The 14044-nt window shown below is 66.2% G+C and carries 10 protein-coding genes; 9 read left to right on the top strand and 1 reads right to left on the bottom strand.

All coding sequences use genetic code 11. The features are described 5' to 3' along the window. Positions 1–94: 94 nt before the first annotated feature. The 8 genes from AC3A3G_RS10055 (at position 95) to AC3A3G_RS10090 (ending at position 12390) form a co-directional block, all read left to right on the top strand. Entirely contained in the window at positions 95–2323 is a 2229-nt protein-coding gene (locus AC3A3G_RS10055) for a TonB-dependent receptor (protein ID WP_200168273.1), read from the top strand. A gap of 135 nt (positions 2324–2458) precedes the next feature. Further along, entirely contained in the window at positions 2459–3976 is a 1518-nt protein-coding gene (locus tag AC3A3G_RS10060; protein WP_368924302.1) for a spinster family MFS transporter, read from the top strand. Between the two features lie 168 nt (positions 3977–4144). Next, positions 4145–5335: an ADP-forming succinate--CoA ligase subunit beta gene (sucC, locus tag AC3A3G_RS10065; RefSeq protein ID WP_087141821.1), complete on the top strand. Its 1191-nt coding sequence runs from the start codon at positions 4145–4147 to the stop codon at positions 5333–5335. A gap of 46 nt (positions 5336–5381) precedes the next feature. Next, positions 5382–6284: a succinate--CoA ligase subunit alpha gene (sucD, locus tag AC3A3G_RS10070; protein WP_087141820.1), complete on the top strand. Its 903-nt coding sequence runs from the start codon at positions 5382–5384 to the stop codon at positions 6282–6284. 396 nt (positions 6285–6680) lie between these two features. Next, positions 6681–9701 (top strand): 2-oxoglutarate dehydrogenase E1 component, encoded by a 3021-nt coding sequence (locus AC3A3G_RS10075; protein ID WP_487488106.1) that lies wholly within the window; start codon positions 6681–6683, stop codon positions 9699–9701. A gap of 55 nt (positions 9702–9756) precedes the next feature. Beyond that, the gene (gene odhB, locus AC3A3G_RS10080) at positions 9757–11262 is read left to right on the top strand and encodes a 2-oxoglutarate dehydrogenase complex dihydrolipoyllysine-residue succinyltransferase (protein ID WP_487488107.1); all 1506 of its coding nucleotides are present in this window, start codon (positions 9757–9759) and stop codon (positions 11260–11262) included. Between the two features lie 91 nt (positions 11263–11353). Beyond that, positions 11354–11797, top strand: coding sequence for a putative signal transducing protein (locus tag AC3A3G_RS10085; protein ID WP_487488108.1), 444 nt, complete (start codon positions 11354–11356; stop codon positions 11795–11797). A 74-nt stretch (positions 11798–11871) separates the two neighbouring features. After that, entirely contained in the window at positions 11872–12390 is a 519-nt protein-coding gene (locus AC3A3G_RS10090) for a hypothetical protein (protein ID WP_412876665.1), read from the top strand. 14 nt (positions 12391–12404) lie between these two features. Here the strand turns inward: AC3A3G_RS10090 and AC3A3G_RS10095 are convergent, their stop codons facing one another. Further along, positions 12405–12671 (bottom strand): DUF6356 family protein, encoded by a 267-nt coding sequence (locus AC3A3G_RS10095; RefSeq protein ID WP_125899481.1) that lies wholly within the window; start codon positions 12669–12671, stop codon positions 12405–12407. Positions 12672–12828: 157 nt separating this feature from the next. Here AC3A3G_RS10095 and AC3A3G_RS10100 point away from each other — a divergent pair, with 157 nt between their 5' ends. Beyond that, on the top strand, positions 12829–14019 hold the full coding sequence (locus AC3A3G_RS10100) for an acyl-CoA dehydrogenase (RefSeq protein ID WP_200168267.1): 1191 nt from the start codon (positions 12829–12831) through the stop codon (positions 14017–14019). Positions 14020–14044: the final 25 nt, after the last annotated feature.

Raw genomic sequence — 14044 nt, forward strand, 5'->3', positions numbered from 1 at the left:
TTTGACAGGCGGGCGAAAGACCGTCACCAATGCAAAAAATCATTGAACGCTGAATAAAAGCGTCGCTCGGGCTGGAAACAGGATTGGGATGCAAATGAACAGACTCGTGAAGACCGCCCTCTTGGCGGGCGCCGCATTCGGCGTGATGGCCTCGGCTGCCCAGGCTCAGGCCCAGGACGCGCCCTCGACCGGCGAGCAGGCTTCGTCGGTCGACGACATCATCGTCAGCGCGCGCCGTCGCGACGAAGCGTTGAAGGACGTGCCCGTGTCGGTGTCGGCGATGAGCGCCGAGCGCCTGGAACAGACCGGCGCCACGGATATCACCGCCCTGCAGCAGCAGACGCCCAACGCGACGGTGCAGGTGGCGCGCGGCTCCAACTCCACCCTCATTTCGTTTATTCGCGGCATTGGCCAACAGGATCCCTTGTGGGGCTTCGAGCCGGGCGTGGGCCTGTATGTGGACGATGTTTATGTGGCGCGCCCCCAAGGCGCCGTGCTCGACATCTTCGACATCGAGCGGATTGAGGTTCTGCGCGGGCCGCAAGGATCGCTGTACGGCCGCAACACGGTAGGCGGCGCCATCAAGTACGTGACGTCGCGACTGGATCCGGACATGCCGGAACTGACGCTCCGCGGCGCCTACGGCAGCTATAACCAGATCGATCTCCTGGCTCAGGGCTCCATGCCGGTGACCGACAAGTTACGTATCGGCGCGGCTGTCGCCAGCTACAATCGTGATGGTTTCGGCAAGAACCTGAACACCGGGGCCGAGCATTACGACAAGGACGTCATCGCCGGGCGGGTCAGCGTCGAGTTCCAGCCCTACGACAACGCCTTCTTCCGCCTGGCTTATGATCGGGTCGAGGACCGCTCCAACCCCCGTCACGGCCACCGCGAGCGGCCGGGCGTCGGCCCGGGCGCGGGCGTGCCGGGCAGCGTGTACGATACCTATGCGGGCTTGGGCGATCGCAACAAGGTCACGACCGAGGGCGTGTCGCTGACGGCGCAGGTCGACCTCAACGATGTCTGGACCTTCAAATCGATTACAGCCTATCGCACGGGCGACACGGACACCCTGATCGACTTTGACAACACGCCAGCGCCGACGCTGGACATCCCTGCGGTGTACGGTGACCACCAGTTCACCCAGGAGCTCCAGGCGCTGTTCAGCACGGACCGGATCCAGGGCGTGGCGGGGATCTTCTATCTGGACGGTACGGCGTCGGGCGCCTTCGATACGATCGCCCAGAACTTCGGCATCGTGATCGGCACGGCCGGCTATGTGGAGACGACCAGCGTCGCCCTGTTCACCGACGTCAATCTGGACCTGACCGACCGTCTGCACCTGGGCCTGGGCGCGCGCTACACGATCGACGACAAGACCGGCCACGTCTTCCGCGCCAACTATCTGGGCGCGACGCGCAGCCCGCTGCTGGGCGGCACGGCGCGCAATCCGATCCTGCTGCGCACGGATTACACCCGCTCCAAGTCCTTTGATCAGTTCACGCCGAAGGTCTCGCTGTCCTACGATTTCTCGGACCGCATCACCGGATACGCCTCCTATTCGAAGGGCTACAAGTCGGGCGGCTTCGACATGCGCGGCGATGCGATCCTGACGCCGGATACCGTCAACGGCTATGAGCCTGAAACCGTCGATTCCTATGAAATCGGCCTGAAGGGGTCGGCCTTCAATCGTCGTCTGAACTTCGCTTCGGCGATCTTCTATAACGAGTACCAGGACCAGCAGATCACGACCCAGGTTCCGGCGCCGGGTGGCATCGCCAGCTTCGTCGACAATGTCGGCGCCTCCAAGTTCCATGGCGCGGAGTTCGAGGGCTCGCTGATCCTGACCGATAGCCTGACCGCAAACTTCGCTGTCGGCTACCTGGACTCCAAGTTCGAGAAGTTCATTCGCTACAATCTGGTCACCCAGCAGTATGAGGACATCTCCGATCTCGTCGTGTTGCAGAACGCGCCGAAGTGGACCGGCTATTTGGGCCTGACCTGGCAGGGACAGTTGGCGGGCGGGGCGTTGGCCGTGACGCCGTCGGTCAGCTATCGCGACGACTACAGCCAGTTCGAGTATCCGAACGCCGATCTGGACCAGGAAGCCTTCGCCCTGGTGGACCTGTCCATCGTCTGGACGGACCCCAGCAACAAGTGGACCGTCGGCCTGTACGGCAAGAACCTGACCGATGAGGAATACCGCGTCGGCGGCTACAACTTCGCCAAGACGCCGGTCGGCGATTTCTACAACGACTCCGTGATCGGCTACTACGGCCCGCCGCGCACCGTGACGGCGTCGCTGCAGTACAAGTTCTGATCTGGAGCTTTCTCCTGAACGCCTGATCATCTGGTCGCGGGCGGCGGTTCGTTGGAGCCGCCGCCCTTCTTTTTTCGTGGCGCAGAGCGGCGCGGCCGCTACCGTCGTCGCAAGTAAATCAGTCGGGAAACGTCCATGAGCCAGATCGAAGCCGCAAAGGCCGAGGGAAGCGCCGTCTCGCCAGGCTATCGCTACTATGTGCTGGCGATCCTGATCTTTGTTTACATGCTGAACTTCGTGGATCGGCAGATCATCGGCATCCTGGCGGCGCCGCTGAAGCAGGAGTTCCAGCTCAGCGACGAACAGTTCGGCCTGCTGGGCGGCATCGCCTTCGCCTCGGTCTATTCGACCCTGGCCATTCCCCTGGCGTGGCTGGCCGATCGGGCCAGCAGGGTGTGGATCATGACCGGCGCCTTGACGGTCTGGTCGGGTTTCACCGCCCTGTGCGGGGTGGCGGGATCCTTTGGCCAGCTGTTCCTGTTCCGCATGGGGGTGGGCGTGGGCGAGGCCGGCGGGGTGGCCCCGGCTTACTCGCTGATCGCCGACTACTTCCCGCCCAACCAGCGGGCGCGGGCCCTGGCCGCCTTCGCCTTCGGCATTCCCTTGGGCACGGCGGGCGGCACCCTGGTCGGCGGCCTGCTGGCGGCGCAGTACGGCTGGCGCACCGCCTTCATCGTCGTGGGGGTGCTCGGCGTCCTGGTCGCGCCCCTGCTGCGGCTGACGGTGCGTGATCCGCAGCGCGGCGGTGCGGACGCCGCCGCCAAGGTTGAGGCCGCGGTTGCGGCGCCGGCCTCGGTTCCGATTGAGGGCGATGTCAGCCTGGGCCGCAAGGTCGCCCTGGTCTGCTTCGGCGTCGCCGGCGTCCTGGCCGGGCTGGGTCTGCTGTCCCTGTTCGGCGCGGGCCTCGACAACCCGCTTGTTCCGTTCTTCGGCGCAGGTTTGTTCGCGGTGATCGGCGTCTCCCTGTTCATCGCGCGGGCCACGGGCTCGGTCATCATGCGCAAGCGCAGTTTCTGGCTGCTGGCGCTGGGGGCCGCGTCGTCCTCGGTGTGCGGTTATGGCGTGGCGGGCTGGCTGCCGCTGTTCTTCATGCGCAGCTTCGGCCTGACCTTGGCGCAGGTCAGCTGGTACTACGCCGGCATCGCCCTGATCGGCGGACTGCTGGGCATCTGGCTGGGCGGTTCGCTGGCGGACAAGATGGCGCGCCGGTCCAAGGGAGCCTATCCGCTGGTGCCGGCCGTGGCCTTCATCATTTCGGCGCCCTGTTTCATCCTGGCGATGAACTCGCCCTGGCTGATCGGCCTGATCCCGGGCGGCGGCAGTCACGCCATGGCTCTTGCGCTGGCCTTCCTGATCTTCCTGATTCCGACGGGGTTGAACCTGGCCTGGCTGGGGCCGGTGACGGCGGCGGTGCAGCATCTGGCGCCGGCGCCGATGCGCTCGACCGCCTCGGCCATCTTCCTGCTGATCAACAACCTGCTCGGTCTGGCCGTGGGCTTCTACTACTTCGGCTGGATGAGCGACCTGCTGCGCCCGACCTTCGGCGACGAGAGCCTGCGCTGGGCCATCTACACCGGCATGGGCTTCTATCTCATGGCTTCCATCCTGTTGTTCGGCGCATCGCGAACGCTGAAGAAGGACTGGGTCGACTGATCCTGATCCGTTGTCGATCTAATGGCGGTCGCGGCGTAGGGGCGGTCGCCGTGCATAAGAAAAGCCTTGCCGGGCCATAAGACGACAGACGGTTGCGCAGGCGAAGGCGCGACGCCTATAAGCGCGGCCAAAGTTTCCACAAACCTCCCTAACGGCGCGGATCCAGACATGAACATTCACGAGTATCAGGCCAAGCAAGTCCTCAAGGGCTTCGGCGCCCCGGTCGCGGCGGGCGTCGCCATCACCTCGGCCGACCAGGCCGAAGCCGCCGCCAAGCAACTGCCTGGCCCGCTCTATGTCGTGAAGTCGCAGATCCACGCCGGCGGCCGCGGCAAGGGCAAGTTCAAGGAACTGGGCGCCGACGCCAAGGGCGGCGTGCGTCTGGCTTTCTCGATCGAGGAAGCCGTCGCCCACGCCAAGGAAATGCTGGGCAACACCCTGGTCACCGCCCAGACGGGCGAGGCCGGCAAGCAGGTCAACCGCCTGTACATCGAAGACGGCGCCGACATCGCCCGTGAGCTGTACTGCTCGCTGCTGGTCGACCGCTCGGTCGGTCAGACGGCCTTCGTCGTCTCGACCGAGGGCGGCATGGACATCGAGGAAGTGGCCCACGCCACCCCGGAAAAGATCCACACCATCGCCATCAACCCGGAAGCCGGCGTCACCGCCGAGAACATCGCCGCCATCAACGCCGCGCTGGAGTTGACGGGCGACGCCGCCGAAGACGGCAAGTCGCTGTTCCCGATCCTGTACAAGGCCTTCGTCGAGAAGGATATGGACATGCTCGAGATCAACCCGCTGATCGTCATGGAGAACGGCCGTCTGCGCGTTCTGGACGCCAAGGTCAGCTTCGACGGCAATGCCCTGTACCGCCACGAAGACATCCGCGCCCTGCGCGATGAGACCGAGGAAGACGCCAAGGAGATCGAGGCCTCGAAGTGGGATCTCGCCTATGTGGCGCTGGACGGCAACATCGGCTGCATGGTGAACGGCGCCGGCCTGGCCATGGCGACGATGGACATCATCAAGCTGTACGGCAAAGAGCCCGCCAACTTCTGCGACGTCGGCGGCGGCGCCGGCAAGGACAAGGTCGCGGCGGCCTTCAAGATCATCACCGCTGACCCGAAGGTCGAGGGCATTCTCGTCAACATCTTCGGCGGCATTATGAAGTGCGACGTCATCGCCGAGGGCGTCGTGGCCGCGGTGAAGGAAGTGGGCCTGAAGGTGCCGCTGGTCGTGCGTCTGGAAGGCACAAACGCCGAGCTGGGCAAGAAGATCCTGAACGAGTCGGGCCTGACCATCCAGGCCGCCGACGACCTGGACGACGCCGCCCAGAAGATCGTCGCGGCGGTCGCGTAAGCGCCGCTACCGCCCAGCAGACACACAGAATTCAGAGCACAGACACATGTCCATCCTCGTCAATAAGAACACCAAGATCCTGGTTCAGGGCCTGACCGGCAAGACCGGCGGCTTCCACACCGAACAGGCCCTGGCCTATCACGGCACCCAGATGGTCGGCGGCGTGCACCCGACCAAGGGCGGCCAAACCTGGACCGGCTCGCACGGCGAAAGCCTGCCGATCTTCGCCTCGGTCGCCGAAGGCAAGGAGCGCACCGGCGCCGACGCCACCGTCATCTACGTCCCGCCGGCAGGCGCGGCCGACGCCATCATCGAGGCCATCGAGGCCGAGATCCCCTTCATCACCTGCATCACCGAAGGCATTCCGGTGCAGGACATGGTGCGCGTCAAGGCCCGCCTGGACCGTTCGAACTCGCGCCTGCTGGGCCCGAACTGCCCCGGCGTCCTGACCCCGGACGAGTGCAAGATCGGCATCATGCCGGGCAACATCTTCAAGAAGGGCAACGTGGGCATCGTCTCGCGTTCGGGCACCCTGACCTATGAAGCCGTGTTCCAGACCACGAACGAAGGCCTGGGCCAGACCACGGCCGTCGGCATCGGCGGCGACCCGGTCAAGGGCACCGAGTTCATCGATGTGCTGGAAATGTTCCTGGCCGACGACGCCACCGAGTCCATCATCATGATCGGTGAAATCGGCGGCGCGGCTGAAGAAGACGCCGCCCAGTTCCTGATCGACGAAGCCAAGAAGGGCCGCAAGAAGCCGATGGCCGGCTTCATCGCGGGCCGCACGGCGCCCAAGGGCCGCACCATGGGCCACGCCGGCGCCGTCGTCTCGGGCGGCAAGGGCGATGCGGAATCCAAGATCGCCGCCATGGAGGCCGCGGGCATCCGCGTCTCGCCGTCGCCGGCGCGTCTGGGCACGACTCTGGTCGAAGTGCTGAAGGGCTAAGCCCTTCAGCAGCGCACGCTGCGCGTGCGGGCGCTAACGCTCGCCGCGCGGCGGCTCGCTGTTTCAGCGCCTCTTTGGAGGCGCGGCGCGAACCTTGCGACGTGGTTGCTCGCTGCTTGAGCGCCGGATTCACTTCAGGGTGGGTTCGGCGGCGGGCGGGCGGCGGATTGGACCAAAGTCTGATCTATCCGCGTTCCGGGGGTGTTTTTCGCGCCGTGTGACCTTTTGTAACGCCTCCGGAATCGTCCGGGGGCGTTTTTTCTTGCCGATTCGACCAATTTCCACCCGGTCCGCCTCCCTTCGGTCATGACCAGTAAGGAAACAGGGCCTATATGAACGGCGCTGCTCTCCGCGCGGCTGTGCGCGGGCGGTTGTAAAGGGACGATTGAGAGAAAAATGGCGGACGATGCGGGTCGGCTGAACCAGGTCTTTGCCGAGACCTCCTTCCTCTATGGCGCGAACGCCGCCTTCATTGAGGACCTGCACGAAAAATGGGCTGCGGACCCCGGCTCGGTGTCGGGGGAATGGCGCGCCTTCTTCGATCAGCTGAAGGACAACGCCGACCTGGTGAAGCAGTCGGCCGCCGCCGGCTCCTGGGGCCGTTCTGGCGCTTCCGAGCCGACCGAGGAAACCGCCGTGTTCGACGGCCGCTGGCCCGCCCCTAAGGTCGATCCCAAGGCCGCCGGCAAGCCCGGCCCTCGCCCGACCGCTCCGGTTGCTGACGCCTCGGGCGCCGTTTCGGCCGCCGACGTGCGCGCCGCCGCCCACGATTCCATCCGCGCCCTGATGCTGATCCGCGCCTATCGCGTGCGCGGCCACCTGCAGGCCAACCTAGACCCGCTGGGCATCGAGCCGCCGATCCAGAACCCGGAGCTGACGCCCGAGTTCTACGGCTTCACCGCCGCCGACATGGATCGCCCGATTTTCCTGGACGGCGTTCTGGGCCTGGAGACCGGCTCGGTCCGCCAGGTGCTGGAGATCCTGAAGCGCACCTACTGCGGCAACATCGGCGTGCAGTTCATGCACATCGCCGAGCCGGACGAGAAGGCCTGGCTGCAGCAGCGCTTCGAAGGCCCGGACAAGTTCGAGCAGAACGCCTTCACCAAGGAAGGCAAGCTGGCCATCTTCAAGAAGCTGGTCGAGGCCGAAGGCTTCGAGCGCTTCCTGCACAAGCGTTTCCCCGGCACCAAGCGCTTCGGCCTGGACGGCGGCGAGGCCATGGTCCCGGCGCTGGAGCAGGTGATCAAGCGCGGCGGCGCCCTGGGCGTCGATGAGATCGTCTTCGGCATGGCGCACCGTGGCCGCCTGAACACCCTGGCCGCGGTCATGGGCAAGCCCTACAAGACCATCTTCCACGAGTTCCAGGGCGGTTCGTCCGTGCCGTCGGACATCGAAGGGTCGGGCGACGTCAAATACCACATGGGCGCCTCGTCGGACCGTGAGTTCGACGGCAACAAGGTCCACCTGTCGCTGACCGCCAACCCGTCGCACCTCGAGATCGTCAACCCGGTCGTCCTGGGCAAGGCGCGCGCCAAGCAGGCCTTCGACATCCGCGAGGCCGAGGTCAACGTCGGCAAGCCGGACAACGAATGGGTGCTGGACCGCTCCAAGGTCGTGCCGCTGCTGATCCACGGCGACGCCGCCTTCGCAGGGCAAGGCGTGGTGGCCGAGTGCTTCGCCCTGATGGGGCTGAAGGGCTACCGCACCGGCGGCACCCTGCACTTCGTCATCAACAACCAGATCGGCTTCACCACGGCGCCGCGCAACTCGCGCTCGTCGCCCTATCCGTCGGATGTCGCCTTGATGGTCCAGGCGCCGATCTTCCACGTCAACGGCGATGATCCCGAAGCGGTCGTCTTCGCTTCGAAGGTCGCCACGGAATACCGTCAGAAGTTCCACAAGGACGTGGTGGTGGACATGTTCTGCTACCGCCGCTTCGGCCACAACGAAGGCGACGATCCGACCTTCACCCAGCCGCTGATGTACGCGAAGATCAAGAACCAGCCGACCACGCTGGAGATCTACGCCAAGCGCCTGGTCGCCGAAGGGGTTCTCAGCCAGGCCGAGGCCGACGCCGAGATCGCCCGTTTCGAGGCCTTCCTCGACGCCGAGTTCGAAGCCGGCAAGACCTTCAAGGCCGACAAGGCCGACTGGCTGGACGGCCAGTGGCAGGGGCTGGGCGTCGATGCGGGCGATGATCAGCAACAGCGCGGCAAGACCGGGGTTCCGGCCGCGAAGCTGCTCGACTACGGCCACCGCCTGACGACGATCCCGAACAGCGTCGACATGCACAAGACGCTGAAGCGCGTCATCGACGGCCGTCGCGATGCGGTGTCGAGCGGCGCGAACATCGACTGGGCCACGGCCGAGAGCCTGGCTTTCGCAAGCCTGCTGGATGAAGGCTACAACATCCGCCTGTCGGGTCAGGACTCGGTGCGCGGCACCTTCTCGCAGCGTCACTCGGGCGTGACCGACCAGACGACCGAGCAGCGCTACTTCCCGCTGAACAACCTGCGCGAAGGTCAGGCCCATTTCGAGGTCATCGACTCGGCCCTGTCGGAAGAGGCGGTGCTGGGCTTCGAGTACGGCTATTCGCTGGCCGACCCGAACACCCTGACCATGTGGGAAGGCCAGTTCGGCGACTTCGTGAACGGCGCCCAGGTGGTGATCGACCAGTTCATCTCCTCGGGCGAGCGCAAGTGGCTGCGGATGAGCGGCCTGACCATGCTGTTGCCGCACGGCTATGAGGGCCAGGGCCCCGAGCACTCCTCGGCCCGCCTGGAGCGCTTCCTGCAGCAGTGCGCCGAGAACAACATGCAGGTCGCCAACTGCACGACGCCGGCCAACTACTTCCACATCCTGCGTCGCCAGCTGCACCGCTCGTTCCGCAAGCCGCTGATCCTGATGACGCCCAAGTCGCTGCTGCGTCACAAGAAGGCCGTCTCGACCCTGGCCGACATGGCCGAGGGTTCGTCCTTCCACCGCGTGCTGCGCGACGACGCCGAGCTGCGTCCGGACGTGGCGGGCGTCACGCTCAAGGCCGACAAGGACATCCGCAAGGTCATCGTCTGCTCGGGCAAGGTCTATTACGACCTGCTGGACGCGCGCGAGAAGGCGGGCGTCAACGACATCTACATCCTGCGTCTGGAACAGTTCTATCCGTGGCCGATCAAGTCGATCTCGGCGGAACTGGCGCGCTTCCCCAACGCCGATCTGGTCTGGTGTCAGGAAGAGCCCAAGAACATGGGCGGCTGGACCTTCGTCGATCCGTGGATCGAGCTGACGCTCGAGAAGCTGAACGTGAAGGCCAAGCGCGCGCGCTACGTCGGTCGTCCGGCTTCGGCCTCGACCGCTGCGGGCCTGATGAGCCGACACCTGAAGGAACTCGAGACCTTCCTCGCCGAGGCCATGGCCTGACCGCCGCGCCTGACCTAAAAGACAAGCAAAGTTCAGACACGAAAAGACACTGAAGATGGCCGATATCCTGACCCCCGCCCTCGGTGAATCCGTCGCCGAAGCCTCCATCGCCAAGTGGACCAAGAAGGTCGGCGACGCCGTGAAGAAGGACGAAGTCCTGGTTGAGCTGGAAACCGACAAGGTCTCGCTCGAAGTCGTCGCCCCCGCCGACGGCGTGCTGTCGGCGATCAACGCCAATGACGGCGACACCGTCGTTCCCGGCACGGTGCTGGGCTCGGTGAGCGAAGGCAGCGCGGCCGCCGCCTCGGCTCCGGCTCCGGCGGCTGCGGCTCCGGCCGCCGCTCCGGCCGCTTCGGGCGGCGCTGCGGTCGACATCGCCGTGCCGACCATGGGCGAGAGCGTCGCCGAAGGTTCGATCGGAACCTGGCTGAAGAAGTCGGGCGACACCGTCGCCAAGGACGAGCTGCTGGTCGAGATCGAGACCGACAAGGTGGCCGTGGAAGTCTCGGCCCCGGCCGCCGGCGTCCTGACCATCATCGCCGCTGACGGCGACACCGTGACCCCTGGTCAGGTGATCGGTTCGGTCGCCGCCTCGGGCGCGGCCGCTGCGGCTGCTCCGGCGGCTGCTGCACCGGCCCCGGCCGCCGCCCCGGCCAACGCCGGTTCGGCCCAGATTCCGACCTCGACCCACCTGTCGCCCGCCGTCCAGCGCGTGGTGTCGGAAAACAACATCAACCCGGCTTCGCTGTCGGCTTCGGGTCCGAAGGGCAACATCACCAAGGCCGACGCCATCGCCGCCATCGGCGCCGCCGCTCCGGCTGCGCCCGCCGCGGCCGCCCCGGCCGCGCCGCGCGCCGACCAACCGCGCGAAGAGCGGGTGAAGATGACGCGCCTGCGTCAGACCATCGCCCGTCGCCTGAAGGAATCCCAGAACACGGCCGCCCAGCTGACCACCTTCAACGAGGTGGACATGACCAACGTCATGGCCCTGCGCGCCCAGTACAAGGAAGTCTTCGAGAAGCGTCACGGCGTCAAACTCGGATTCATGTCCTTCTTCACCAAGGCCGTGGTTCAGGCCCTGCACGAAATCCCGGCCGTCAACGCCGAGATCGACGGCACGGACATCATCTACAAGAACCACTACGACATCGGCATCGCCGTCGGCACCGACAAGGGCCTGGTGGTTCCGGTGCTGCGCGACGCCGACGCCCTGTCGCTGGCCGGCATCGAGAAGGGCATCGGCGCCCTGGGCAAGGCTGCCCGTGACGGCGCCCTGACCATGGATCAGATGCAGGGCGGCACCTTCACCATCACCAACGGCGGCACCTATGGCTCGCTGATGTCGACGCCGATCCTGAACGCGCCGCAGTCGGGCATCCTGGGCATGCACAACATCGTGCAGCGCCCGATGGCCATCAACGGCGAGGTCAAGATCCGCCCGATGATGTACCTGGCCCTGAGCTACGATCACCGCATCGTCGACGGCAAGGAAGCCGTGACCTTCCTGGTCCGCATCAAGGAGCTGCTGGAAGACCCGGCGCGCGCCCTGCTGGACCTGTAAGCTCCGCACCACGCGAACGACTGACGACGGCGGGATCTTCGGATCTCGCCGTTTTCAATTGCGCGTCCTGCAGGCGTGTTAGGCTGCCGCCATGAGCCTGGTCGAGATCGCCCGCTATCAAGACGTCTATGAGGCCGATCTGGCCGCCGCCTTCCTGTCGTCGCACGACATCGAGGTGTCGGTGACCGAGCGATTCCAGACCACGATCGACCCCCTGATGCAGCGCGCCCTGGGCATCCGGCTGATGGGACGGGCGGATCAGGCGGCGCGGGCGCGCGACCTGCTGGCGCGCGCCGGGAACGGGGAATTCGCGACCGATGAAGGCGATGATCTGGACGGGCCGGATTCGACGGTTCGCACGGCGTCGCGCGGACTGGCCCTGTTCGCCTTCGCGACCGGGGCCGGCTTTGTCGGCACGGCCATGCCGCGGCGCTTCAACGCGCTGCAGTGGGCAGGCCTGGCGCTGATTGCGGCGATCCTGCTGCTGTCCGGGAGCGCCTATCTGTGGGCGTCGGTGAACGGCGCCCTGGGTTGAGGCGTTGCGGGCGGTTGACGGGCGCATTGAAAATAACGGAGCTTCGCCCCGCTTCCTTGTGATGGAGAGTTTGCTTGCGTCTCAATCTGATCCCTGCGTCCGGCGCCCTGACCCTGGCGGCTGCGCTCATGGCCTGCGGGCCGGCCCCGGCCGAGGCGCCCGCCGCCGCGCCTAAGGCGGAAGACGCTGCGGCGACGGCCCCCGCAACGGCCCCGGCTGTCGCCGAGAGAAGCGCCGACTTCCGCCGCACCGATCCGGCCCAGGCCGATCTCAAGCTGATCGAGGAAGGCGCCGAATGGCGCGTGCTGATCCGCGCCGGGGGCGTTCCGAACGGCGGGGCCACGGCGGCCGATTGCGAGCTTCAGGCGCGCGGCGCTCAGGACCGCGACGATGTCATCCACGCCAAGCTGATCCCGTTCGAAGGCGAGCTGAATGAACTGACGGCGGCCGACATCGGCGCCGACGCGCCGGTGGTGAAGGTGCGCGTGGGTCCGGAAGGCGCCTTTGTCGAGGACAGCACGGCCGCCAACCGCTTCTGCGGCATGGGCTCTGACATCTCGGGCTTCTACAGCCGCACCCAGACGCCGGACTGACGGCGCGTCAGGGGCTAGAGGCCGACGTCCCAGACGCCCGCGTCGCGCATGCGGCATTCGCGGGCTTCTGCGGCGCGGCCGCCCATGTCGTGGGCCATGCCGCGAATGGCGTCAGATACGGTCGTCTTGTGCAGACCCGGCGTCACCGCATGGATGAAGGCGCATCCGGCCAGGCGCATCAGCTTGAAGCCGAAGCGCGACGAAGCGGCCATATGCTCGAGATAGGTCTCATCGACCTCACGCGGGTGATCGCGGAACAGACGGTTGAAAGCGTTCGACATGAAGACAGCCTAGCGTGTTCGCGCCGGTCCCTCTACCCGGCCGCCGCATTCTGGCCTAAACCCGCGCCAGGAACAGAGGGCGCTTCGTCACGCCGCTTCAACCCCGCGTGACGCGGGCGCGGAGAAGCCTCCTCTCTGATGCTCAAGAGGACGACACATGGCCGACGGCAAGACCATTTCCGCTCAGACCTTCCGCTGGGAAGACCCCTTCGACCTGACGGGCCGTCTGACCGACGAGGAGCGGATGGTTCAGGATGCGGCGCGATCCTATGCGCGCGAGGCCCTGCTGCCGCGCGTCGTCGCCGCCTTCCGCGACGAGGTGTTCGATCGCGCGATCATGACCGAGATGGGCGAGATGGGCTTCCTGGGCGCCATGCTGCCGGAACAGTACGGCGGTTCCGAAGCGTCGCACGTCGCCTATGGCCTGATCGCCCGCGAGGTCGAGGCGATCGACAGCGGCTATCGTTCGGCCATGTCGGTGCAGTCGTCCCTGGCCATGTATCCGATCTACGCCTTCGGTTCCGAAGAGCAGAAGACGAAGTTCCTGCCGAAGATGGCGGCGGGCGAGCTGGTCGGCTGCTTCGGCCTGACCGAGGCGGACGGCGGGTCGGACCCGGCCTCGATGAAGACCACGGCGGTCGCGGTCCAGGGCGGCTATCGCCTGAACGGCGGCAAATACTGGATCACCAACTCGCCCATCGCCGACCTGGCCATCGTCTGGGCCAAGCTTGACGGCGTGATCCGCGGCTTCATCGTCGAGCGCGACTTCGACGGCTTCACCACGGGCAAGATCGGCGACAAGCTCAGTTTGCGCGCCTCCGTGACGGGCGACATCGGCCTGAACGATGTCTTCGTGCCGGAAGCCAACTTGCTGCCGGGCGTCCAGGGCCTGCGGGGGCCGTTCTCTTGCCTGAACAAGGCGCGCTTCGGCATCGCCTGGGGCGCCATGGGCGCGGCCGAGTTCTGCTTCCACGCCAGCCGCGACTATGTGGCCGAGCGCACCCTGTTCGGCCGCCCGCTGTCGTCGCGCCAGCTGGTGCAGAAGAAGCTGGCGGACATGCAGACCGAGATCTTCTTGGGTTTCGAGGGCGCCTACGCCCTGGGCCGTCTGCTGGACACGGGCGCCTGGGTTCCCGAGGCCATCAGCCTGATGAAGCGCAACAACTGCGGCAAGGCCCTGGCCGTGGCGCGCGAGGCCCGCGACATGCACGGCGGGGCCGGGATCACCGGCGAGCTGCACGTCATGCGCCACGCCATGAACCTGGAGACGGTCAACACCTATGAGGGCGCGCACGACGTCCACGCCCTGATCCTGGGCCGTGCGATCACGGGCGAAGCGGCCTTCTGATCCCAAGCGTTGCAGAAAACGCGCG

This window comes from Brevundimonas sp. Soil_N_31 (assembly GCF_057655995.1).

What these genes read in the sequence shown, in the direction of transcription:
- sucD (WP_087141820.1), top strand. Translation starts at nt 5,382, where the DNA reads ATGTCCATCCTCGTCAATAAGAACACCAAGATCCTGGTTCAGGGCCTG.
- AC3A3G_RS10100 (WP_200168267.1), top strand. Translation starts at nt 12,829, where the DNA reads ATGGCCGACGGCAAGACCATTTCCGCTCAGACCTTCCGCTGGGAAGAC.
- sucC (WP_087141821.1), top strand. Translation starts at nt 4,145, where the DNA reads ATGAACATTCACGAGTATCAGGCCAAGCAAGTCCTCAAGGGCTTCGGC.
- AC3A3G_RS10085 (WP_487488108.1), top strand. Translation starts at nt 11,354, where the DNA reads ATGAGCCTGGTCGAGATCGCCCGCTATCAAGACGTCTATGAGGCCGAT.
- AC3A3G_RS10095 (WP_125899481.1), bottom strand. Translation starts at nt 12,671, where the DNA reads ATGTCGAACGCTTTCAACCGTCTGTTCCGCGATCACCCGCGTGAGGTC.
- odhB (WP_487488107.1), top strand. Translation starts at nt 9,757, where the DNA reads ATGGCCGATATCCTGACCCCCGCCCTCGGTGAATCCGTCGCCGAAGCC.
- AC3A3G_RS10075 (WP_487488106.1), top strand. Translation starts at nt 6,681, where the DNA reads ATGGCGGACGATGCGGGTCGGCTGAACCAGGTCTTTGCCGAGACCTCC.
- AC3A3G_RS10055 (WP_200168273.1), top strand. Translation starts at nt 95, where the DNA reads ATGAACAGACTCGTGAAGACCGCCCTCTTGGCGGGCGCCGCATTCGGC.
- AC3A3G_RS10060 (WP_368924302.1), top strand. Translation starts at nt 2,459, where the DNA reads ATGAGCCAGATCGAAGCCGCAAAGGCCGAGGGAAGCGCCGTCTCGCCA.